Genomic DNA, 22,301 nt, shown 5'->3' with positions numbered 1-22,301 from the left:
GCCGCCGCAACACACCGCTCCCCAGCCTCACCCCACCGTCGCCGCACCCCGCCCCGCCGTCGCCGCGCTAGAAGATCGTGCCGGGGTCGACCTCGATGCGGACCGGCGACGCCGCCTTCTTGGCGCTGCGCACCGCGGCGCCCTCGTGAAGCGCGGCCGCCATCGCCGGCGCCTGGGTGCGGCTGGTGCGCACGAGCATCCGTTCCTGGTCGTCCTCGGCCGGCACCGGCCCGAGCAACTCGGCCGAGTCGGGCAGCCGGGCGGCGTCGAGCAGCTCGGCGATGGCCTCCGGCGACCCGGTGAGGCTGGCCATCCGCGCCGCCGGCGGGAAGCCGAGCTCGCGGCGTTCGGCCAGTTCCCGGGCGGCGAACCAGCCCGGATCCCAGCGGATCAACGCCTGCACGGTGGCCAGCGACCCGTCCGCCACGACCACGACCTTGCCACCCTGCTTGGCCGGCCGGGCCAGAGCCGCGGCGGTGAACCAGCGCCGCATCGTCTCCTCGGCCGCCCGCAGATCGGACCGGGTGAGCAGCGCCCACGTATCGAGCAGGAGCACCGCACCGTAACCGCCCTCCGCGGCCGGCTCGGCCCCCGGCGTGGCCACGATCACGGCGGGCGCCCCCGGAATGGAGTCCAAGATCTCGTCGCGCCCGGACGTGCGCACCGGGATGTCCGGGAACGCCCGCCCCAACTCCTCCGCGGTCCGCCGAGCCCCGGTGACCGAGGCCCGCAGCCGCCGCCCCTGGCAGTGCGGACACGAATAGTCAGCCGCGACCCGCCCGCACCACCGGCACGTCGGCACGTCCCGGGCCCCGGCCAGCGACAGTGGCCCCGAACAGTGTGGGCAGCGCGCCGGGGTGCGGCACTCGGCACAGGCGATGGACGGCAGATAACCGCGCCTCGGCACCTGGACGAGCACCGGCGTCCCCGCCTTCAACGCCCGCCGCGCCGTCTCCCAGGCAAGGCTGGGAAGCCGCGCGGTGGCCGCCCCCGGGTCGCGGGCGAGCTGCGGGTCGTCCCCGGTCGGCGCGATGGCCGGCACCCGCTCCCGCAACACGTCACGGGCGGCCGAGATCTCCTTGGCCCACCCGGTCTCGAGCAGAAGTTGCCCCTCCCCGGTACGGGCGTGCCCGGCGACGAGCGCCGCACAGTCGTTCAGCCGGGCCCGGGTGAGCAGCACCTCCCGAGCGTGCGGGTAGGGCGACCGCGGTTCCGCGTGCAGGTCGTCCCCGTCGTCCCAGATGACGACAAGCCCCAGCTTCGCCACCGGCGCCCACATCGCGGCCCGGGTGCCGACCACCACCGGAACCTGATGCCGGCTGGCCGCCAGAAACCGCCGATAGCGTTCGGCCGGCCCGAGCGCGGCGTTGAGCGCCACGTGAAGCCCCTCGCCGAGCGTGCGGCCCAGTGCCCGATCAACCCGGTCGAGATCACGAGCATCAGCCACGACGATGACGACCCCCAGCCCACCCCGGACCGTAGCCGCCGCCGCCTCAGCGATCCGGGCCGCCCAGTCCTCACCCGGCAGTGCTCCCCAAACGGCCCGAGCCCCACGCCCGTCCTCGAGCGCCCGCAGGAAGGCCGGCCCAGCCGCATAGGAATCCCATCCCCCAGCCGCCGGCCGTCCTTGCCCCGGCGCGAGCCCTACCGCCCGAGCCTCCGCCCCGCCCACTCCCGCACGCGCAGCTTCCCCACGCGCCGCTCCGCCAAGCGCTGCTCCGTCACGCGCCGCTCTGTCAGGCGCTGCGCCGTCAAGCGCCGCTCCGCCAAGCGCCGCTCCGTCACGCGCGACCTCCCGGTACGCCGCTTCCCCGGGCGGGACGCTCATCTCGCGGTCCACACCGCCCGTGCCGGATGACGCACCCTCGCCGCCAGGCGCGATCTCATCACCGAGTCCGGCTGCTCCCGCCGCATCGTCGCCGACGCCGGCACGCACCGGCCCGACAGCCGCACTCGCATCGCCACCGCCGGCAGCCGGAGGCGCGGACTCGCCGCCCGATCCCGGTTCGCCGCCCGATCCCGGTTCGCCGGCCGCGCCCGGTGTGTCGTCACCGGCTGGCGAGGGCGGGCCGGCCGCGGCCGGCTCGGTCTCGGCGGCGGTCGGGACCGCGGCGGTCTGCGCTTCCACCCGGGCGTGTCGGGGCGGGACTGCGAGTCGCAGCACGTCGCACAGGTTGCCGGCGTAGCGGTCGGCGATCACCCGGGCCAGCTGGGCCACCTCGGGATCGAGGACGCGTTCCGGTGACACGATCTTCTCGAGGTAGGCCAGCTTGCCGGCGTGCTCGGAGGACTCGGCCCGCTCGAGCAGGAAGCCGGTCACGAGTTGGCGGCCGAAGCGGACCTTGACCCGCACGCCGGGCTGGGCGGCCTCGTCGTCGTCGGCCGAGACCTGGTAGTCGAAGGGCCGGTCGAGGTGTGGGAGAGGCACGTCGACGCACACCCGGGCCACCGGCAACCGCTCGGCCGGGACCCGTTCGCTGCGTGCGCTCCTACTGGTCATCGGGGAACATTCTCGCGGAGGGGTGTGACAAGAACCGAGCGGCTCAACCGGGCATGACCCCGGTCAGCGCCGCCGCCACCATCTTCTCGACCGCCTGGTCGGGGAGCGGCTCGCCGTCCTGGTCGGCGAACAGCAGGTGGCCGGAGGCGATGAGCATCGGGGCCAGGGTGTCGACGTCGGAGCCGGGGGCGAGCCGGCCGAGGTCGCGTTCGGCCCGCAGGTAGTCCGCGATCATCTCGCCCGCCTCGGTCAGCAGGGCGAGCCCACGTCGGCCGCGGGCCGCGAAGAGCCGCGCCCGCAGGTCGTCGCGGAAGATGACCAGGCTGACGATCCCCACCGCGACCGAGTTGAAGATCTGCCGCAGCACGGCGGTCACGTTTCCCGCGACCGTGCCGTGCCCGACCTCCGACAGCAGCACCGCGGCCTGCCGCTCGGTCTGCGTGATCCGATCCAGGATCAGCTCGGTCAGGAACTGATCGAAATCCGGGAAATGCCGATGGAGTACGCCCTTGGCCACCCCGGCTTCGAGGGTGACGGCACGGCTGGTCAACGCCTGTGCCCCGGCGCGCACGAGCACCCGTTCGGCGGCTGAGAACAACTGCTCCCGGACGTCTCGAAGCGCCACTCCGGTCGGCACGAGCAACCCCCAGGGGATAGCGAGTGGGCGCGTGCCCATTTAGGGTGGGCGCATGCCCACTAGAGGAACTGAACCACACGAGCAGCGCGCGGCGGCCGAGTCGTTCGGTGCCGAGGCCGCCCGTTACGACCGAGCCCGCCCCAGCTATCCGCAGGACCTGGTCCGCCGGATCGTCGAGAACAGCCCCGGCCGCCGGACCCTCGACGTCGGCTGCGGCACCGGCATCGCCGCCCGACAGTTCCAGGCCGAGCAGGCCGACGTCCTCGGCCTCGACGTGGACGCGCGGATGGCCGAGCAGGCGCGCACCCTCGGTCTCGAGGTCGAGGTGTCGAAGTTCGAGGACTGGGACCCGCGGGGCCGCCGCTTCGACCTGGTCGTGGCGGCGCAGGCCTGGCACTGGGTCGACCCCGTCGCCGGCGCGGCGAAGGCGGCCGAGATCCTCGCGCCGGCCGGCCGGATCGCCCTGCTCTGGAACGTCATGGAGCCCGAGCCCGCGGCCCGGGCGGCGATGGCGGAGGCGAACGTGTCCGGCTTCCCCGACATCTGGGCCGGCGACCGCCCGATCCTCGAGACCTACGACCTCATGTTCGCCAAGGCCGAGGACGGTCTGGACAGATCTGAGAGGTTCTCCGGGACGGACCGCTGGACCGCCACCTGGCAGCTCGTCTACACCAGAACGGACTGGCTCGACCAGCTGCCCACCTTCGGCGGGATGAGCCGCCTGCCGAAGGACGAACTGGACAACTTTCTGACCAGAACCGCCGCGGTGATCCCCGACAGCTTCGTCATGCACTACACGACCGTCGCGACGACGGCGATCAAGCGCTGAGGAGCGGCCGCCCCGGGCCCGAGACCCGGGGCGCCCCGGAACTCAGGCAGCGGCGTTCTTCAGGTCCTGCGCCCGGTCGGTGTTCTCCCACAGCAGGTCCGGCAGCTCCCGGCCGAAGTGGCCGTAAGCCGCGGTCTGCTGGTAGATCGGCCGGAGCAGGTTGAGGTCGCGGATGATCGCGGCCGGACGGAGGTCGAAGACCTCGCCGATGGCCTTCTCGATCCGCTCGACGGGCACATTCTCGGTGCCGAAGGTCTCCACGTACAGCGACACCGGGTGTGCCTTGCCGATCGCGTAGGCGACCTGCGCCTCACACCGCTCGGCCAGGCCGGCCGCCACCACGTTCTTGGCCACCCAGCGCATCGCGTACGCCGCGGAGCGGTCCACCTTGGACGGGTCCTTGCCGGAGAAGGCACCGCCGCCGTGGCGCGAGTAGCCGCCGTACGTGTCGACGATGATCTTCCGGCCGGTGAGGCCGGCATCGCCCATCGGGCCGCCGATCTCGAAGCGGCCGGTCGGGTTGACCAGCAGGCGGTAGCCCTCGGTGTCGAGGTCGAGCCCCTCCAGCTCCGGCGCGATCACGTGCTCGCGGATGTCGGGGGTGAGCAGCGACTCGAGCGAGATGTCCGCGGCGTGCTGCGACGAGACGACCACGGTGTCGAGGCGGACCGGCTTGAGCCCGTCGTACTCGATCGTCACCTGGGTCTTGCCGTCGGGACGCAGGTAGGGAATCGTGCCGTCCTTGCGGGCCGTCGAGAGACGCCGGGCGAGGCGGTGCGCGAGGGCGATCGGCAGCGGCATCAGCTCGGGGGTCTCCGAGCAGGCGAAGCCGAACATCATGCCCTGGTCGCCCGCACCCTGCGAGTCGAGGACGTGCTCGGAGTCACCCTCGCGCAGCTCGAGCGCGCTGTCGACGCCCTGCGCGATGTCGGCCGACTGGGCACCGATGGACACGCTCACGCCGCAGGACGCGCCGTCGAAGCCCTTCTTGGACGAGTCGTATCCGATCCGCAGGATCGTCTCGCGCACGATGCTCGGGATGTCGGCGTAGGCCTGGGTGGTGACCTCACCGGCCACGTGCACCTGGCCGGTGGTGATGAGGGTTTCCACCGCCACCCGGCTGCGCGGGTCCTGGGCCAGCAGGGCGTCGAGAATGCCGTCGCTGATCTGGTCAGCGATCTTGTCCGGGTGGCCTTCCGTGACCGACTCGGAGGTGAACAGGCGGCGTGCCACGGTGCTCCTCAGCTTGTCGAATTACAACGTATCGCGAGAGTGTAGTCACCGCGAACGACCGGAGACGCATGGGTGCTATGCCGTCCCACCGGCACCGACCTGGCGTTCCAAGGACGCGATGACGTGGTCGAAAATCCTATCGGCCACATCTTCTTTGCGGAGTTGGTCAAGAACCGTCGTACTACCGTCGGCCCCGAGCAACGTCACCTCATTGTGGTCCGAGCCGAAGACGCGGTCGACCCCCACCTCGTTGACGACGATCACGTCGGCGCGCTTCTTCACCAACTTAACGCGCGCGTGTTCGAGCGCGTCGTGAGTCTCGGCAGCGAATGCGACAAGCACTTGACCAGGGCGTTTGTTAGCACCGAGTTCGGCGGCAATGTCGGGGTTCGTCACGAGAAAGATGGGTTCGGGCGTGCCGTGGTCCGTCTTCTTGATCTTCTGTTGGGCCATCGTGGCCGGCCGGAAATCGGCGGGAGCCGCGGCCATGACCACAATGTCCGCATCGCCGGCGGCTTTGACCGTCGCCACGCGCAACTCCTCGGTGGTGCCGACGCGGACGATCTCGACCCCGGTCGGATCGGCGAGCGCGACGTTCGCCGTGACGAGCGTTACTCGAGCGCCCCGTGCGACGGCGGCCCTGGCGATCGCGTAGCCCTGCTTCCCGGATGACCGATTTCCGATAAAACGCACGGGATCGATGGGTTCGCGGGTGCCGCCGGCCGTCACGACGACGTGGCGGCCCGCAAGGTCCCGGTCGCGACCCCGCTTGAGCACGCCCAGAGCCGTCTCGAAGATCGCCGCGGGGTCCGGCAGCCGCCCCTTGCCGGTGTCCGCCCCGGTCAGCCGCCCGACGGCGGGTTCGATGACGATCGCCCCCCGGTCCCGCAGGAGTGCCACGTTGGCCCGTGTCGCCGGGTGCTCCCACATCTCGGTGTGCATGGCCGGCGCGTACACAATCGGGCATGTCGCCGTGAGAAGCGTGTTGGTCAGGAGGTCGTCGGCCAGGCCGTGCGCGGCCTTGGCCAGCATGTCGGCGGTGGCCGGCGCGACCACCACGAGCTCGGCCCGCCGCCCGATCCGGACGTGCGGCACCTCGTGGGCGTCGTCCCACACCTCGGTGGCCACCGGTTTGCCGGACAGCGCCGCCCAGGTCGGCGCCCCCACGAACTTCAGCGCGGAGGCGGTGGGCACCACGCGCACACTGTGCCCCGACTCGGTGAACAGACGGAGCAACTCGCAGGCCTTGTAGGCGGCAATGCCACCGCAGACCCCCAGGACGACTTCGGTCATGACAGCAATGATCCCGCGTCCGAGGACCGGACGCGGGATCAGATGCCAGAGCTGTGGATAACCGAGAGCTGTGGATAACCCGGTGCTGCGGACAACCCGGGCCGGTCGGCGACCAGATGCTTACGGGTTGTCGGTCGCCTCGGCGGTGAGCAGGCCGGCGTTGATCTCACGCATGGCGATGGAGAGCGGCTTCTCCTGCGGGGTGGTCTCGACCAGGGGGCCCACGTATTCCAGCAGGCCCTCACCGAGCTGGCTGTAGTAGGCGTTGACCTGGCGGGCGCGCTTGGCCGCGAAGATCACCAGCGAGTACTTCGACGAGGTCTTGTCGAGCAGCTCGTCGATCGGCGGGTTGGTGATGCCTTCGGGGTTGGCTACGGTTCCCACTGTTAAGAGATCCTTAGTGTTCTGGCGCTTGCGCGGGTGTCAGAAACGACGAACCGAGCAATCCTACCAGTTCATCGGCCGCCCGCTCGACGAAGTCGTTGACCACGGTCCGGTCGAACTCCTTCTCGTGGGACAGCTCCTCGTCGGCGTGGGCCAGCCGGCGGCGGATCGTCTCCTCGTCCTCCGTGCCCCGGCCGATCAGTCGGCGCTTGAGTTCCTCGACGCTCGGTGGAGCGAGGAAGACCAGCTGCGCGTGCGGCATGGTGGCGCGCACCTGGCGGGCACCCTGCAGATCGATCTTCAGCAGAACCGGCCGGCCCTGGCTCAGCCAGCCCTCGACTTGCGCTCGCGGCGTCCCGTAGAGGTTGCCGGCGAACTCCGCCCATTCCAGGAGCTGACCGCCGTCGATCAGGCGCTGGAATTCCTGGCGGGTCGCGAAGTGGTAGTGCTCGCCATCGGTCTCGTAGTCGCGCATCTTCCGTGTCGTCACCGACACGGACAACTTGATCCAAGGCGAGCGCGCCCGGATCAACTCGATCACGCTGTCCTTCCCGACCCCGGAGGGGCCGGAGAGGACGGTGAGTCGGGCCGCCGGGCGCGCGTCGTCATCCATGCTCACAAGGCTCATTCAACACGAGCCGGTGAGTCAGTTCGCAGCGAACTCCCCCAGGAGGGCCTTGCGCTGCTGGTCACCGAGACCGCGCAGGCGGCGGCTGTCGGCGATCTTGAGCTTCTCCATGATCTGCGTCGCACGGATCTTGCCGATGCCCGGCAGCGCCTGAAGCACGGCCGAGACCTTCAGCTTGCCGACGACCTCGTCGCCCTCTGCGCGGTCAAGCACCGCGGCGAGAGTGGTCTTGCCGGACTTGAGCTGTTCCTTCAGCTCAGCCCGAGCCTTGCGAACTTCCGCGGCCTTCTCCAGCGCGGCAGCGCGCTGCTCGGGGCTCAGTGACGGGAGCGGCACCAGTTCTCCTCAGGTCCCTATCGCGGCGGTAGTCCAATACCGGCGCTTCTGTGAAACGTGGTGTGCCAGGGAACCAAAGGGGCATGTGGTTCCCGGCGCCGGGAAAACTAGCGGTCAACGACGGTTTCGGCAACGTGGGGGTACCCCCGCCCACGTTGTTCACGGGCCTGGTAAGCAGGCTCGTTTCACCCGAGAGCGGCCCGGCATTCATCCACCGCGCGCTCTGCCGCGGCCCGCAATGCCGACACGGAAGGTCCCGCGTTGAGAACTTCCCGTGAGTACGACGGCAGCACGTTCCGCAGGCTTTCGCCGAAGACCGCACGCAGGTCGGAGGGGGTGGCACCCTGTGCCCCGAGGCCCGGCGCAAGTAACGGACCGTTCACTTCGGACAGTTCGTGACCGGTCCGCCCGATCGTCGCCCCGACCACCAGGCCGATGCTCCCGAGTGGCACCGCACCCTTGTTGAGCTGGGAAATCTCATCGATCACGGTCTGCGCGACAGTCCGTCCATCGGCTCCGACGGCATGCTGGACGCTCGCTCCCTCCGGGTTGGACGTCAGCGCGAGAACGAAAACGCCGGCGCCGTTCGCGGCCGCCAGATCGAATGCCGGCTGCAACGAGCCGACTCCGAGATAGGGACTCACAGTAATCGCGTCGGCACTCAGGGAACTTGCCGGATCAAGATAGGCGGAGGCGTACGCGGCCATCGTCGAACCGATGTCGCCGCGCTTCACGTCCAGCAGGACAAGCGCTCCGGCCTCGCGTAACTGTCGGATAGTTGACTCAAGAACGCCGATGCCACGTGACCCAAATCTCTCAAAAAACGCGGACTGCGGCTTCACCACAGCCACCCGATCGGCCAGTGCGTCGACCACCGTACGGGCGAAGCGTTCCAGGCCGGCGACGTCATCACTGAACCCCCAACGGCTCAGCAACGCGGCGTGCGGATCGATGCCGACGCACAGCGGTCCACGCTTCTCGATGATGTCCGAGAGCCGTTTTCCGAAAGTCTCCATCGCGGTTGCCTTCCCTCTTGCGTGTCAGCCGGCCGCCACCGCGGCGGCGATTCCCGCCACGATGCGGCTCACGTCCTCGTCGTCCGCCACGTACGGCGGCATCGTGTAGATCAGATCCCGGAACGGCCTCAGCCAGACCCCTTCGGCGACGGCGGCCGCGGTCGCCGCGGCCATCTCCACGGGATGGTCGAGCTGCACCACCCCGATCGCGCCCAGGACCCGCACGTCGGCCACCCCGGGGATGTCGCGCAGCGGCTCCAGGCCACCGCGCAGACCGTTTTCGATCGCCCGTACGCGTGCTCGCCAGGTCCCGTCGGCCAGCAGCCCCAGCGAGGCGTTGGCGACCGCGCAGGCGAGCGGGTTACCCATGAACGTGGGCCCGTGCGCCAGCCCGCCGCCGGCCCCGGCCGAGATCGCCGCCGCCACCTCGCCGGTGCAGAGGGCCGCCGCAAGGGTGAGATAGCCACCCGTAAGTGCTTTGCCGACGCACATGATGTCGGGGCTGATCCCGGCGTGCTCGGCGGCGAAGAACTCCCCGGTCCGGCCGAAGCCGGTGGCGATCTCGTCGAGGATCAGGAAGATTCCGTTCGCCTCGGTGGCCCGCCGGAGCACGCGGAGGTACTCCGGATGGTGGAACCGCATCCCCCCGGCACCCTGCACGACCGGCTCGACGATGACCGCCGCGACCTCGCCGGCGTGCCGCTCGACAAGCGCTTCCAGCTCCGCCGCGTAACCGGGGTCGAACTCGGCCGGCGGCGCCTGCGCGAACACCTGGACCGGCAGCACGCCGGTCCAGAGCGAGTGCATGCCGCCGTCGGGGTCGCACACGGTCATCGGATGAAACGTGTCGCCGTGGTAGCCCCCGCGCCAGGTGAGCAACCGCCGCCGGGCCGGGTGGCCGCGCGCGAGCTGGGCCTGCAACGCCATCTTGATCGCGACCTCGACGCTGATCGAGCCGGAATCACAGAGGAAGACGTGCTCGAGTCCGTCGGGCGCGAGCTCGACAAGCGTGCTGGCGAGGTCGATCGCCGGTTGGTGGGTGAGCCCGCCGAACATGACGTGACTCATCCGGCCGGCCTGCTCGGCCAGCGCCGCGTCGAGCACCGGGTGCCGATAGCCGTGGATGGCCGCCCACCAAGACGACATCCCGTCGACGATTTCCCGCCCGTCGAAGAGCCGGAGCCGCACTCCGCGAGCGCTCTCCACCAGATAGGGGTCACTCCGGCCGGGCATCGGCCCGTAGGGATGCCAGACGTGCGCCCGGTCAAGAGCGAGAAGCTCCGGTACGCCCTTCTTCACACCTACCCCCACCAGGTCGAGAGCGATCCGCGTACGTTTCCGTCCCGGCGGGCGGGTCGCTCGCCGGGACGGGGGGTCATCGCGTTTCCGCCTCCGCGCGGGCGCGGTGCGCGGCGGCCGCCCGCGCGGCGCCGCGCACCAGGGCGGGACCGTGGTAGATGAATCCGGTGTAGAGCTGCACCAGCGAGGCGCCCGCGTCGAGCATGCGGGCCGCGTCGTCCGGGGTCAGCAGACCGCCGACCCCGATGATCGGCAACCGGCCGGCCGTCTCGGTGTGCACGAAGTGCACCACCTGGCGGGCCTTCTCGGTGAGCGGCCGACCCGAGAGCCCGCCCGCCTCGCCCGCCCGGGGCTGGTCGCTCGCGGCCAGCCCGGCACGCGCGAGCGTGGTGTTGGTGGCGATCACGCCGGCCGCGCCGTGGCTGAGGCAGACCTCGAGCAGCTCGGCGATGGCCGGCTCGGTCAGGTCGGGGGCGATCTTCACCAGTACGGGGGTGTCGCCGGCCAGCGCGGTCAGCAGCTCGGCGACGGCTGACTTGTCCTGCAGGGTGCGCAGTCCCGGGGTGTTCGGCGAGGAGACGTTGACCGCGATGTAATCGGCGTACGAATGCAGGAGCCGGTATGACGTCAGGTAGTCCTCGACCGCCTCCGCCAGCGGAGTGACCTTGGACTTGCCCAGCGAGATGCCGAGCGGCACACCGACCGGCCCGAGGGCTTCGAGCCGGGAGGCGAGCGCCGCCGCCCCGGCGTTGTTGAAGCCCATCCGGTTGATGATCGCCTCGCTGTCCCGGAGCCGGAACAGGCGCGGCTTGTCGTTGCCCGGTTGCGGCTTCGCGGTGACCGTGCCGACCTCGACGAACCCGAACCCGAGCGCGGGCCAGGACCGCAGCGCGACGCCGTTCTTGTCCATCCCGGCGGCGAGCCCGACCGCGTTGGGGAACTTCACCCCGAACACCTCGACCGGGGCGTCGGTGGCGAAGCGCCCGCGCATCAGCGCGCGGCTGCGCTCCCCGAGTCGCGCGAGGCGGCCCAGGGTGAACTCGTGGGCCTTCTCGGCATCCCCGCCGCCGACCCGGAACAGAACGGGCCGGACGGCGGACTCGAACAGGGTCACTTGTCGCCCCGGAGGGCGGCGTGCAGCTCCTGCAGCGGGCGTACCGACATGTCGCCGCGCATCAGGGCCTCGATGCCCATCACCGCGGCGGCCGCGCCCTGCATCGTCGTGATGCTCGGGATGTCGGCGGTCACGGCGGCGCTGCGGATCTCGTAGCCGTCGGACCGGGCGCTCGCGCCGGAGCCCTGCGGCGTGTTGATGATCATTGCGATCTCGCCCGCCTGGATCAGCGCCACGGCGTTCTGGCCGGGGCTCTCGAAATGCTTCGGGACGATCTCGCAGGCGATGCCGTGGCGACGCAGGACCTCGCCGGTTCCGGCGGTCGTCACGATGGTGAAACCGAGGTCGGCGAGACGCTTGATCGGGAAGATCATCGTGCGCTTGTCACGGTTGGCGACCGACACGAAGATCTTGCCGGCGGTCGGCAGCGACCCGTACGCGGCGGCCTGCGACTTGGCGAACGCCTGACCGAAGCCGGCGTCGATGCCCATCACCTCGCCCGTCGACTTCATCTCCGGCCCGAGCAGGCTGTCGACGCCCTTGCCGGCGGGGGTGCGGAACCGCTTGAACGGCAGCACCGCCTCCTTGATGGCGATCGGCGCGTTCGCCGGCACCGTGCCACCGTCGCCCTCGGGCAGCAGGATGCCCTCCTCGCGCAGCTCGGCGATGGTGGCGCCGAGCATGATGCGGGCCGCCGCCTTGGCCAGCGGCACCGCGGTCGCCTTGGAGACGAACGGCACGGTCCGCGAGGCCCGCGGGTTGGCCTCGAGCACGTAGAGCGAGTCGTCCTTGAGGGCGTACTGCACGTTGAGCAGGCCACGCACTCCGACACCGCGGGCGATCGCCTCGGTGTAGCGGCGGACCTCGGCCAGGTGCGAGCCGGCCAGCGTGACCGGCGGCAGCGAGCAGGACGAGTCGCCGGAGTGGATGCCGGCCTCCTCGATGTGCTCCATCACACCGCCCAGGTAGACCTCGCCGGTCGCGTCGCAGAGCGCGTCGACGTCGATCTCGATGGCGTCGTCGAGGAACCGGTCGACGAGCACCGGGTGGTCGGGCGAGATCTGGGTGGCCCGCTCGATGTAGCCCTCGAGCGTCGGCTCGTCGTACACGATTTCCATGCCGCGGCCGCCGAGCACGTACGACGGGCGGACCAGGACCGGGTAACCGATCGTGTCGGCGATCTGCTTGGCGTCCTCGAAGCTGGTGGCGGTGCCGTGGTCGGGCGAGCGCAGCCCGGCCTTGTGCAGCACCGCACCGAAGAGGCCGCGGTCCTCGGCCAGGTCGATCGACTCGGGCGAGGTGCCGACGATCGGGACGCCGGCCGCCTTGAGCCGGTTGGCCAGGCCGAGCGGGGTCTGGCCGCCGAGCTGCACGATCACCCCGACCACCCCGGGCCCGCCGGCCGCCTTGCCGCTGGCGTCCTCGGAGTGGAAGACCTCGAGAACGTCCTCGAAGGTGAGCGGCTCGAAGTAGAGCCGGTCGGCGGTGTCGTAGTCGGTCGACACCGTCTCCGGGTTGCAGTTGACCATCACGGTCTCGTAGTGGACGCCGCGCAACGCCTGAACCGCGTGCACGCACGAGTAGTCGAACTCGATGCCCTGCCCGATCCGGTTGGGACCGGAGCCGAGGATCAGCACCTTGGGCCGGTCGGACGGCGCCACCTCGGTCTCCTCGTCGTAGGACGAGTAGTGGTACGGCGTGTTGGCGTCGAACTCGGCCGCGCAGGTGTCGACGGTCTTGTAGACCGGGCGGATCCCCAGCCGGTGCCGCAGCGAGCGCACGCCGTCCTCGCCGGCGAGCTCGGGCCGCAGCGCCGCGAGCTGCCGGTCGGACAGCCCGGACCGCTTGGCCCGGCGCAGCATCTCCTCGTCGAGCACAGCCGCGTCCGTGATCTCCCGCCGCAGCTCCACCAGGGCCTGGATCTCCTCGAGGAACCAGGGATCGATGCCCCCGCTGGCCTCGTGCACCTGCTCGACGGTCGCACCCAGGCGCAGCGCCCGCTCGACCGTGTAGAGCCGGCCGTCGTGCGGAACCCGCAGAGCGGCCAGAGTGTCGTCGAGAGAAGCGGAATCGGGAACGGTCCAGAACCCGGCCGCCGAGGTCTCCATGGAGCGCATCGCCTTGTTCAGCGCCTCGGCGAAGTTCCGGCCGAGACTCATCGCCTCGCCGACCGACTTCATCGTGGTGGTCAGCTCGGGGTCGGCGGCCGGGAACTTCTCGAACGCGAACCGCGGGATCTTCACGACCACGTAGTCGAGGGCCGGCTCGAACGCGGCCGGCGTCTTGCGGGTGATGTCGTTCGGGATCTCGTCGAGGGTGTAGCCGATGGCCAGCTTGGCCGCGATCTTGGCGATCGGGAAGCCGGTGGCCTTGGAGGCGAGCGCCGACGAGCGGGACACCCGCGGGTTCATCTCGATGACGACCAGGCGGCCGTCCTGCGGGTTGACCGCGAACTGGATGTTGCAGCCGCCGGTGTCGACGCCGACCTCGCGCAGCACCGCGATGCCGAGGTCACGCAGGTCCTGGTATTCGCGGTCGGTGAGCGTCATGGCCGGGGCCACGGTCACCGAGTCGCCGGTGTGCACGCCCATCGGGTCGATGTTCTCGATCGAGCAGACCACCACGACGTTGTCGTTCTTGTCGCGCATCAGCTCGAGCTCGTACTCCTTCCAGCCGAGCACGCTCTCCTCGATGAGTACCTCGTGCACCGGCGAGGCGGCGAGCCCGGCGCCGGCGATCCGGTCGAGGTCCTCGTCGGTGTGCGCCATGCCGGAGCCGAGGCCACCCATCGTGAACGACGGCCGGATCACGACCGGCAGGCCGAGGTCGGCGACGGTGGCCCGGACCTCGTCCATCGAGTGGCAGACCCGCGAGCGCGGGGTCTGACCGCCGGCCAGCGCGACGATGTCCTTGAAGAGCTGGCGGTCCTCGCCCCGGCGGATCGCGTCGACGTTCGCGCCGATGAGCTCGACGCCGTATTTCTCCAGGACGCCGCTCTCGTGCAGCGCGATCGCGGTGTTCAGCGCCGTCTGCCCGCCGAGCGTGGGCAGGATCGCGTCGGGGCGCTCCTTGGCGATGATCAGCTCGACGAACTCGGGGGTGATCGGCTCGACGTAGGTCGCGTCGGCGAACTCCGGGTCGGTCATGATCGTGGCCGGGTTGGAGTTGACCAGCGAGACGCGCAGCCCTTCGGCGCGCAGCACCCGGCAGGCCTGGGTGCCGGAGTAGTCGAACTCGCAGGCCTGGCCGATGACGATCGGCCCGGAGCCGATCACCATCACGTGCTTCAGATCGGAACGCTTCGGCATCGCGGGTCAGCCCTTCTTCTCGACGAGCTCGACGAACCGGTCGAACAGGTAGTCGGCGTCGTGCGGGCCGGCGGCGGCCTCGGGGTGGTACTGGACGGTGAACGCGGGGACGTCGATCCCCCGCAGGCCCTCGACCACGTTGTCGTTGAGGCAGACATGGGAGACCTCGACGCTGCCGAAGTCGGTGTCGAGCACGCTGTCGAGCGGCGCGTCGACCGCGAAGCCGTGGTTGTGCGAGGTGACCTCGACCTTGCCGGTGGTCTTGTCGAGCACCGGCTGGTTGATGCCCCGGTGGCCGTAGCCGAGCTTGTAGGTGCCGAAGCCCAGCGCCCGCCCCAGGATCTGCGAACCGAAGCAGATGCCGAACAGCGGCTTCTGTACGCGCATGACCGCACGGGCCAGCTCGACCGGCCCGTCGGCGGTGGCCGGGTCACCCGGCCCGGGTGAGAAGAAGACCGCGTCGGGGCTGACCGCGAGCAGGTCCTCGATCGAGGACGACGCCGGGAAGACGTGCGTCGTGACCCCGCGCGCGGCGAGCCGTCGGGCCACGTTGCGCTTGATGCCCAGGTCGAGGGCGGCCACCGTGTAGCGATGCTCGCCGTCGGCGGAGACGGTGTAACGGTCCGCCGTGGAGACCTCGGCCGACAGGTCGGCCCCCACCATCTGTGGCGCCGCCTTGACCTTCGCGAGCAGCGAGGCCGGGTCGAGATCAACGCTCGAGACCCCGACCCGCATGGCTCCGCGGGAACGCAGGTGCCGGGTCAGCGCCCGGGTGTCCACCCCGCTGATGCCGACGACTCCCTCGGCGGCGAGTCGGTCGTCCAGCGAACCGGTGGACCGCCAGTTCGACGGCCGGCGCGCCGGATCGCGGACGACATAACCGGCCACCCAGATCCGGTCCGACTCGTCGTCCTCCCGGTTGACGCCGGTGTTGCCGATCATCGGGGCCGTCTGCACGACGACCTGCCGGTGGTAGGACGGGTCGGTGAGGGTCTCCTGATAACCGGTCATCCCGGTGGTGAACACGGCTTCGCCGAACGTCTCCCCCACGGCTCCGTAGGAGAACCCGTGGAAGACACGCCCGTCCTCCAGTACAAGGATCGCTTTTGGCATTACTTAACAGCCTTCCCGTCGAGGACCGTCGGCTCTCCCCGGAGGAAGGTCGCGACGATGCGACCCGGCAGGGTGGTGCCCGAGTAAGGGGTGTTGCGGCTGCGGCTCGCCAGCTCGCCCGGGTCGACGACCCGGCGGGCGGACGGGTCCACCAGCGTGAGGTTGGCCGGCGAGCCGACCGCGAGGTCGGTGCCGTGCCCGGTCAGGCCCGCGATGCGGGCCGGGGTGCGGGACATCCGGTCGGCGATGAGCTCCCAGCGCTCGCCGAGCACACTCAGCACGATCGAGAAGGCCGTCTCCAGCCCCAGCATGCCGGGCCGGGCGTAGGCCCACTCGCATTCCTTGTCCTCCACCGCGTGCGGCGCGTGGTCGGTGGCGACGACGTCGATGACGCCCTCGACCAGGGCCTCGCGCAGGGCGGCGACGTCCGACGCCGTACGCAACGGGGGGTTGACCTTGTAGACCGGGTCGTAGGACGCGGCCAGCTCGTCGGTGAGCAGCAGGTGATGCGGCGTGACCTCGGCGGTCACCCGTACCCCCCGGGCCTTGGCCTGTCGCAGCACCTCGACCGACCCGGCGGTGGACACGTGACAGACGTGCAGGCGGCTGCCGACGTGCTCGGCGAGGAGCACGTCGCGGGCGATGATCGCCTCCTCGGCCACCGCGGGCCAGCCGGTGAGCCCGAGCCGCGTGCTGACCTCACCCTCGTGCATCTGCGCGCCCTCGGTGAGCCGCGGCTCCTCGGCGTGCTGGGCGATGATCCCGTCGAAGGCCTTGACGTATTCGAGGGCGCGGCGCATCAGGCGCGGGTCTCCGACGCAGAACCCGTCGTCGGAGAAGATCCGCACGGTGGCCGCGGAGGTGGCCATCGCGCCCAGCTCGGCCAGTTGCCGGCCGGCCAGCCCGACGGTGACGGCGCCGATCGGCTGCACGTCGACCAGGCCGGCCTCGCGGCCGAGGCGCCAGACCTGCTCGACCACGCCGGCGGTGTCGGCGACCGGCGAGGTGTTGGCCATCGCGCAGACCGCCGTGTAGCCACCGAGCGCCGCGGCCCGGGACCCGGTCTCGACGGTCTCGGCGTCCTCGCGGCCCGGCTCCCGCAGGTGGGTGTGCAGGTCGACGAGGCCGGGCAGGACGACGAGGCCGGAGCCGTCGATCACGTCCTCGGAGCCGTCCGCGGCCGCGGCGACGAAACCGTCGTGAAGCACCAGATCGGACGGCGCCCCGCCGAGAACCGAGACGTTGCGAATCAGGAACCTGGTCACGCTTTGCCCCCAAGCAGCAGATAGAGGACCGCCATCCGGGCCGAGACACCGTTGGCGACCTGTTCGACGATCGTGGAACGGGACGAGTCAGCGACTTCGGGCGTGATCTCCATGCCCCGGTTCATCGGACCCGGGTGCATGACGATCGCGTGCTCCGGCAGTCGGCGCATGCGCGCGAGATCGAGACCGTAGCGGCGGCTGTATTCCCGGGCCGAGGGGAAGTACGAGTCCTGCATGCGCTCGGTCTGCACTCGCAGCATCATCACGACGTCCATGTCGGGCAGAACGCTATCGAGGTCGTACGACACTTTGGTGGCCGGCGACAGCGCCGCCGCGACGTCGTTCGGAATCAGCGTGGGCGGGCCGACCAGCGTGACGTGCGCGCCGAGCGTGGTCAGCAGCAGGATGTTGGAGCGGGCGACCCGGCTGTGCAGGACATCGCCGACGATCGCCACCTTGAGCCCGGCAAGCCGGCCAAGCCGCGAGCGCATCGTGTACGCGTCGAGAAGGGCCTGCGTGGGGTGCTCGTGGGTGCCGTCACCCGCGTTGATCACCGAACCGTCGACCCAGGAGGAGAGACGGTGCGGCGCGCCCGAGGCGGAGTGCCGGATGACGACCGCGTCGGCGCCCATCGCCTGCAGGGTGAGCGCGGTGTCCTTGAGGCTCTCCCCCTTGGAGACGCTCGAACCCTTGGCCGAGAAGTTGATGACGTCGGCGGAGAGCCGCTTGGCCGCCGCCTCGAAGGAGATCCGGGTGCGCGTCGAGTCCTCGTAGAAGAGGTTGACGACGGTCCGGCCGCGCAGCGTCGGCAGCTTCTTCACCTCGCGGCCGGCCAGCGCCGCCATCTCCCCCGCGGTGTCCAGGATCAGGGTCGCGGTGGCCGCGTCGAGATCGCCCGCCGAGCGCAGGTGTTTGATCATTTCTCGGCTCCCGTCAGCTTGACCTCGTCCAGCCCGTCGACCTCGGTGAGCGACACCCGCACGCTCTCGGCGGGCGAGGTCGGGATGTTCTTCCCGACGTAGTCGGCACGGATCGGCAACTCGCGGTGCCCGCGGTCGACGAGCACGGCCAGCTGCACCGACGAGGGCCGGCCGACGTCGTTGAGAGCATCGAGAGCGGCCCGGACCGTACGCCCGGAGAAGAGCACGTCGTCGACGAGAATGACCCGCCGCCCGTCGATGCCGCCGCCGGGAAGCTCGGTCTTGCCGAGCGCCCGGGTGGCGTGCAGCCGCAGGTCGTCGCGGTAGAGCGTGATGTCGAGGGAGCCGACCGGCACGTCGATGTCCTCGAAGGCGTGGATGCGGGCGGCCAGGCGCTGGGCGAGCGGCACACCGCGGGTGGGGATGCCGAGCAGCACGGTGCCGGTGGCGCCGGAGGTCTTCTCGAGGATCTGGTGGGCGATGCGATCGACAACCCGGTGCAGGTCGGACTCACCCAAAATGATCTTGCTGGTCGTGTCGGCGCGCGGCGATGCCACGGCGGACCCCCTTCCCCGCCTCACTGGACGGGTCGTTAAAGGACGTCGACGGGATCTCCGAGCGAGGAGTCCCGATGGCTGACGCTACGTTACCAGTGGCGGCGTCGTTGACCATGGTGACGTGCCCGACCCTTGGTACCAGACGGACGAATCCGGCACATCCCCCGCGGGCCTCACGACTCATCGGTAACCAACACTTGACCGGCGGTCTCACACTGCGTACCGTCACGCTGCGTAGCGATCGCGGAGGAAGAACCCTCCGGGCCAGCACAGTACTGGGAGTGTTCCGAATGCCGTCTGAGTACGCCAAGTCGTTGGGCGCCCGCCTGCGCTCCATCCGGCAGCAGCAGGGCCTGAGCCTGCAGGGTGTCGAAGAGAAGTCGAACGGCCGCTGGAAGGCCGTCGTGGTGGGCTCGTACGAGCGCGGCGACCGCGCGGTCACCGTGTCGCGCCTCGCCGAGCTGGCTGACTTCTACCGCGTGCCCGTCTCGGAGCTGCTGCCCGACGGCAGCGGTGTCCGCCTCGAGGCCACCAACAAGATCGTGCTCGACCTGGAGAAGCTGTACGACACCACCGGCGAAGACCTCGCCTACGTCGCACGGTACGCCCGGGCCATCCAGCAGCAGCGCGGCGACTACAACGGCCGCGTCCTCTCCATCCGCGCCGACGACCTGCGCGCGCTCGCCATCGTCTACGACATCTCCCCGTCGGGCTTGATCGAGCGCCTGACCGAGCAGGGTGTCCTGGTGGCCGACCCACGCGCGTTCTTCGCGAGCTGATTCACCCCCCTTCCGCTTCATCCCCCTCATCGCCAAGGCCCGCGGCTTCCGCGGGCCTTTCGCGTTCCCGGGATCTTCGCCGGGCCGCCGGGCCGTGCATGGGCGGCCGGGCGCCGGGTTCACGGGCGCCGGGTTCACGGACACGGCGTCAACGGGCCGTAGCGGGAATGCGGTCACGCGCCGGGGTGATCGGCCACGATCAACTCCGTCGTCCCGGCACCGGCCACCACAGGCGCCCCAAATGCCGTGCTATCGATGTCACCGATCGTGCGGATGGCACCGTCCGCTCACACAGCACCGCCCGTTTTCGCACATCGAGCGAACGTGAAAACTCAATACACGCCGTTCCCGATGGCTCCCGCGACCCCCGGTAGCGGCCGGCCGATCCGGTGGAGTTCGCCCTCGTCACTGACCGCAACTCCACCTCGCCGAGCGCCCGACATGCGACAACCAGCTCCACCACCGACCGAGCGTGACCGAGGGCACGACAAAGCCGCCCGGATCAAACGATCCGGACGGCTTCGGACTCGGTTCAGGACCGCGCTAGCGGGTGGCGAACTCGGCGATGCGGCCGAGAAGGCCGTTCAGGAAGCGCGGGCTGTCGTCGGTCGACATCTGGCGAGCCAGCTCGACCGCCTCGGTGATCGCGACGGGGTCGTCGATCTCGGCGACGTAGAGCAGCTCGTAGACCGCGATGCGGGCCAGGTTGCGGTCGACGACCGGCATGCGGTCGAGCGTCCAGCCCTCGGCGTAGCTGCCGAGCAACTCGTCGATGCGGTCCAGGTTCTTCGCGACACCCTCGACGAGACCGATCGCGTAGTCCATGTGCTCGGGGCGCGGCTTCTCGATCCGCTCGAGGTAGGTGCGCAGCACCTCGCTCGGGGCCAGGTCGCGCAGGTCGGCCTCGTAGAGCACGTCCAGCGCCCGCTTCCGTGCCTTGCGGCGCGCGGGCATCTGGGTCTTGGGGGCCTCCGCCATATCAGGAACGACCGAGGTAACGGCCGTCGCGGGTGTCGACCTTGATCTTCTCGCCGGTGGTGATGAAGAGCGGGACCTGGACGGTGGCGCCGGTCTCGACGGTGGCCGGCTTGGTGCCGCCGGTCGAGCGGTCGCCCTGCAGACCCGGCTCGGTGTAGGTGACCTCGAGGAACACGCTTGTCGGCAGCTCGATGTAGAGCGGCACACCCTCGTGCGTGGCGACCGTGGCCTCGGCCTCGGGAAGCAGGTAGTTCGCGTTCTCCCCCACGGTGCCCGACGGCACGGTGATCTGGTCGAACGTGTCGAGGTCCATGAAGACGAAATCTTCGCCGTCGAGGTAGAGGTACTGCATGGTCCGCTTGTCGACCGTTGCCGTCTCGACCTTGGTGCCCGCGTTGAAGGTCTTGTCGACGACCTTGCCGGACAGCACGTTCTTCAGCGTGGTGCGCACGAACGCCCCACCTTTACCCGGCTTTACGTGCTGGAACTCCACGACGGACCACAGATCGCCGTCGAGGTTGAGCACCAGGCCGTTCTTCAGGTCGTTCGTGGTAGCCATTGCCTGCCCTGTTTGTTCTGGAACTTATCGGTGACCGTCCGAGTTTACCGGCGCCCGGCCTCAGACGCCCACCTGGGCCAGGTGCTCGAGCGCCAGGCGGTAACCGTCGACTCCCAGACCGATGATGACACCCGTCGCTACGCCCGAGATGACCGACTTGTGGCGAAAATCCTCGCGTTGGTGAACGTTGGAGATGTGCACCTCGATGAGCTTTCCGCGAAGCATGGCGCAGGCGTCCCGGATCGCGATGTTGTAGTGCGTCCACGCCCCCGGGTTGAGCACCACGTGCGCGCTCTCGTCGGCCGCGTCGTGCAGCCAGCGGAGCATCTCGAACTCGGCGTCGGTCTGCCGCACCTCGACCTTCAGGCTCAGCCGCTCGGCGGTCTGCGCGCACAGCCGAACCAGGTCGGCATAGCTGGTGGAGCCGTAGACCTCGGGCTCCCGGGTGCCCAGCCGACCAAGGTTCGGACCGTTCAGCACGTAGATCATCGGGCCACCTCGGCGTAGGCCGCGCGCAGCAACTCCTCGCTCGGCCCGGCCAGGATGCCGGGCTTCGCCAGGCCGTCCAGAACCACGAACCGCAAGGTCGCGGCCCGCGCCTTCTTGTCGACGCGCATCGCGCTCAGGAGATCGGTCCAGGCCCCCTCGCCGTACGCGGTGGGCAGCCCGACCAGCTCGAGCACCGCCCGATGCCGCTCGCGCGTGCCGGAGTCGAGCCGGCCGGAGAGCTCGGACAGCGCCGCCGCGAAGATCAGCCCCACCGAGACCGCGTGGCCGTGCTTCCACGTGTATTTCTCACGCTTCTCGATCGCGTGACCGAGCGTGTGCCCGTAGTTGAGGATCTCGCGCGGGCCCGACTCCTTGAGGTCGATCCCGACCACGTCGGCCTTGACCTGGATGGCCCGCTCGACCAGCTCCCGCAGCACCGCGCTCGACGGGTCGGCGGCCGCCCGCGGGTCGTCCTCGACCAGGTCGAGGATGCGCGGGTCGGCGATGAACCCGCACTTGATCACTTCGGCCAGGCCGGCGGTGAGGTCGTCGGCCGGCAGCGTCGTCAGCGCGTCGAGGTCGCAGAGCACCCCGGCGGGCGGATGGAACGCGCCCACCAGATTCTTGCCGGCCTCGATGTTGACCCCGGTCTTGCCCCCCACCGACGCGTCGACCATGCCGAGCAGCGAGGTGGACACCGGCACCCAGCGCACCCCGCGCAACCAGCCGGCGGCCACGAACCCGGCCAGGTCGGTGACCGCTCCGCCGCCGACGCCGACCACCACGTCGGTGCGGGTGAAGCCGGCCCGGCCGAGCTCGTCCCAGCACCGGGCGGCCACCGCCACCGACTTGCCGCGCTCGGCGTCGGGCACCTCGATCGGGGTCACCTGCGGCAGGGCCGCCGCGATCCGCTCGGCACGCTCCCGAAGCGGCGCCGAGTAGAGCACCGCCACCCGGGCCGCGCCGTCGATCAGCCCCGGCAGCTCACCACCGAGATCATTGCCGACCAGTACGTCGTACGGCCGGTTGCCGCCCACCTGAATGCGTGTAACCACGGCCGTCAG

General features: G+C 70.2%; 21 protein-coding genes. 2 read left to right on the top strand and 19 right to left on the bottom strand.

Annotated elements, in window-relative coordinates:
• Window positions 1-67 precede the first annotated feature (67 nt).
• Together Afe05nite_RS21005 and Afe05nite_RS21000 are read right to left on the bottom strand one after the other, a co-directional pair.
• Window positions 68-2,500 (bottom strand): primosomal protein N', encoded by a 2,433-nt coding sequence (locus tag Afe05nite_RS21005; RefSeq protein WP_203818848.1) that lies wholly within the window; start codon window positions 2,498-2,500, stop codon window positions 68-70.
• Window positions 2,501-2,543: 43 nt separating this feature from the next.
• A complete protein-coding gene (locus Afe05nite_RS21000) occupies window positions 2,544-3,137 on the bottom strand; it encodes a TetR/AcrR family transcriptional regulator (protein WP_203818847.1) in 594 nt (197 codons plus the stop codon).
• 52 nt (window positions 3,138-3,189) lie between these two features.
• Between Afe05nite_RS21000 and Afe05nite_RS20995 the strand changes: the two genes are divergently transcribed.
• The gene (locus Afe05nite_RS20995; protein WP_203818846.1) at window positions 3,190-3,966 is read left to right on the top strand and encodes a class I SAM-dependent methyltransferase; all 777 of its coding nucleotides are present in this window, start codon (window positions 3,190-3,192) and stop codon (window positions 3,964-3,966) included.
• A 42-nt stretch (window positions 3,967-4,008) separates the two neighbouring features.
• Here the strand turns inward: Afe05nite_RS20995 and metK are convergent, their stop codons facing one another.
• The 13 genes from metK to pyrR all read right to left on the bottom strand — a co-directional run bounded on the left by metK (window position 4,009) and on the right by pyrR (window position 18,432).
• Window positions 4,009-5,199 carry a methionine adenosyltransferase gene (gene metK, locus Afe05nite_RS20990; RefSeq protein WP_203818845.1) on the bottom strand — a complete coding sequence of 397 codons (1,191 nt, stop codon included), beginning with the start codon at window positions 5,197-5,199 and terminating at the stop codon, window positions 4,009-4,011.
• A gap of 75 nt (window positions 5,200-5,274) precedes the next feature.
• Window positions 5,275-6,492, bottom strand: coding sequence for a bifunctional phosphopantothenoylcysteine decarboxylase/phosphopantothenate--cysteine ligase CoaBC (gene coaBC / locus Afe05nite_RS20985; RefSeq protein WP_203818844.1), 1,218 nt, complete (start codon window positions 6,490-6,492; stop codon window positions 5,275-5,277).
• Window positions 6,493-6,612: 120 nt separating this feature from the next.
• Complete coding sequence (gene rpoZ, locus Afe05nite_RS20980; protein WP_020517552.1) at window positions 6,613-6,876, bottom strand: DNA-directed RNA polymerase subunit omega; 264 nt, start codon at window positions 6,874-6,876, stop codon at window positions 6,613-6,615.
• A 13-nt stretch (window positions 6,877-6,889) separates the two neighbouring features.
• The gene (gmk, locus tag Afe05nite_RS20975; protein ID WP_203818843.1) at window positions 6,890-7,489 is read right to left on the bottom strand and encodes a guanylate kinase; all 600 of its coding nucleotides are present in this window, start codon (window positions 7,487-7,489) and stop codon (window positions 6,890-6,892) included.
• A 33-nt stretch (window positions 7,490-7,522) separates the two neighbouring features.
• Window positions 7,523-7,840, bottom strand: coding sequence for an integration host factor, actinobacterial type (gene mihF, locus Afe05nite_RS20970; protein ID WP_203797403.1), 318 nt, complete (start codon window positions 7,838-7,840; stop codon window positions 7,523-7,525).
• Between the two features lie 185 nt (window positions 7,841-8,025).
• On the bottom strand, window positions 8,026-8,856 hold the full coding sequence (pyrF, locus tag Afe05nite_RS20965; protein WP_203818842.1) for an orotidine-5'-phosphate decarboxylase: 831 nt from the start codon (window positions 8,854-8,856) through the stop codon (window positions 8,026-8,028).
• Window positions 8,857-8,880: 24 nt separating this feature from the next.
• Window positions 8,881-10,167, bottom strand: a complete 1,287-nt coding sequence (locus Afe05nite_RS20960; RefSeq protein WP_275407495.1) for an adenosylmethionine--8-amino-7-oxononanoate transaminase — start codon at window positions 10,165-10,167, stop codon at window positions 8,881-8,883.
• 64 nt (window positions 10,168-10,231) lie between these two features.
• Entirely contained in the window at window positions 10,232-11,269 is a 1,038-nt protein-coding gene (locus Afe05nite_RS20955) for a quinone-dependent dihydroorotate dehydrogenase (RefSeq protein ID WP_203818841.1), read from the bottom strand.
• Window positions 11,266-14,577 carry a carbamoyl-phosphate synthase large subunit gene (gene carB / locus Afe05nite_RS20950; RefSeq protein WP_203818840.1) on the bottom strand — a complete coding sequence of 1,104 codons (3,312 nt, stop codon included), beginning with the start codon at window positions 14,575-14,577 and terminating at the stop codon, window positions 11,266-11,268. Before carB ends, Afe05nite_RS20955 begins: the two co-directional genes overlap by 4 nt.
• Before the next feature lie 6 nt (window positions 14,578-14,583).
• Window positions 14,584-15,690 carry a glutamine-hydrolyzing carbamoyl-phosphate synthase small subunit gene (gene carA, locus Afe05nite_RS20945; protein WP_203818839.1) on the bottom strand — a complete coding sequence of 369 codons (1,107 nt, stop codon included), beginning with the start codon at window positions 15,688-15,690 and terminating at the stop codon, window positions 14,584-14,586.
• Window positions 15,690-16,955, bottom strand: coding sequence for a dihydroorotase (locus tag Afe05nite_RS20940; RefSeq protein ID WP_203818838.1), 1,266 nt, complete (start codon window positions 16,953-16,955; stop codon window positions 15,690-15,692). Before Afe05nite_RS20940 ends, carA begins: the two co-directional genes overlap by 1 nt.
• The gene (locus tag Afe05nite_RS20935) at window positions 16,952-17,875 is read right to left on the bottom strand and encodes an aspartate carbamoyltransferase catalytic subunit (protein WP_203818837.1); all 924 of its coding nucleotides are present in this window, start codon (window positions 17,873-17,875) and stop codon (window positions 16,952-16,954) included. The genes Afe05nite_RS20940 and Afe05nite_RS20935 overlap by 4 nt, the downstream gene beginning before the upstream one ends.
• Complete coding sequence (gene pyrR / locus Afe05nite_RS20930; RefSeq protein WP_203818836.1) at window positions 17,872-18,432, bottom strand: bifunctional pyr operon transcriptional regulator/uracil phosphoribosyltransferase PyrR; 561 nt, start codon at window positions 18,430-18,432, stop codon at window positions 17,872-17,874. Before pyrR ends, Afe05nite_RS20935 begins: the two co-directional genes overlap by 4 nt.
• A 290-nt stretch (window positions 18,433-18,722) precedes the next feature.
• Between pyrR and bldD the strand changes: the two genes are divergently transcribed.
• Window positions 18,723-19,211: a transcriptional regulator BldD gene (bldD, locus tag Afe05nite_RS20925; protein ID WP_020517563.1), complete on the top strand. Its 489-nt coding sequence runs from the start codon at window positions 18,723-18,725 to the stop codon at window positions 19,209-19,211.
• Window positions 19,212-19,754: 543 nt separating this feature from the next.
• On the opposite strand, the gene nusB is transcribed toward bldD, so the two are convergent.
• The 4 genes from nusB to aroB are packed head-to-tail and all read right to left on the bottom strand — an operon-like array spanning window position 19,755 to window position 22,301.
• A complete protein-coding gene (gene nusB, locus Afe05nite_RS20920) occupies window positions 19,755-20,165 on the bottom strand; it encodes a transcription antitermination factor NusB (protein WP_203818914.1) in 411 nt (136 codons plus the stop codon).
• A 25-nt stretch (window positions 20,166-20,190) separates the two neighbouring features.
• A complete protein-coding gene (efp, locus tag Afe05nite_RS20915; protein ID WP_203818835.1) occupies window positions 20,191-20,748 on the bottom strand; it encodes an elongation factor P in 558 nt (185 codons plus the stop codon).
• Window positions 20,749-20,808: 60 nt separating this feature from the next.
• Window positions 20,809-21,237, bottom strand: a complete 429-nt coding sequence (aroQ, locus tag Afe05nite_RS20910) for a type II 3-dehydroquinate dehydratase (RefSeq protein WP_203818834.1) — start codon at window positions 21,235-21,237, stop codon at window positions 20,809-20,811.
• Window positions 21,234-22,301 carry a 3-dehydroquinate synthase gene (gene aroB, locus Afe05nite_RS20905; protein WP_203818913.1) on the bottom strand — a complete coding sequence of 356 codons (1,068 nt, stop codon included), beginning with the start codon at window positions 22,299-22,301 and terminating at the stop codon, window positions 21,234-21,236. The genes aroQ and aroB overlap by 4 nt, the downstream gene beginning before the upstream one ends.

The sequence above is a fragment of the Paractinoplanes ferrugineus genome, assembly GCF_016862195.1.
GTDB lineage: Bacteria > Actinomycetota > Actinomycetes > Mycobacteriales > Micromonosporaceae > Actinoplanes > Actinoplanes ferrugineus.
The sequence above is the reverse complement of the archived record's forward strand: the minus strand, read 5'-3'. Positions and strand labels throughout refer to the sequence as shown.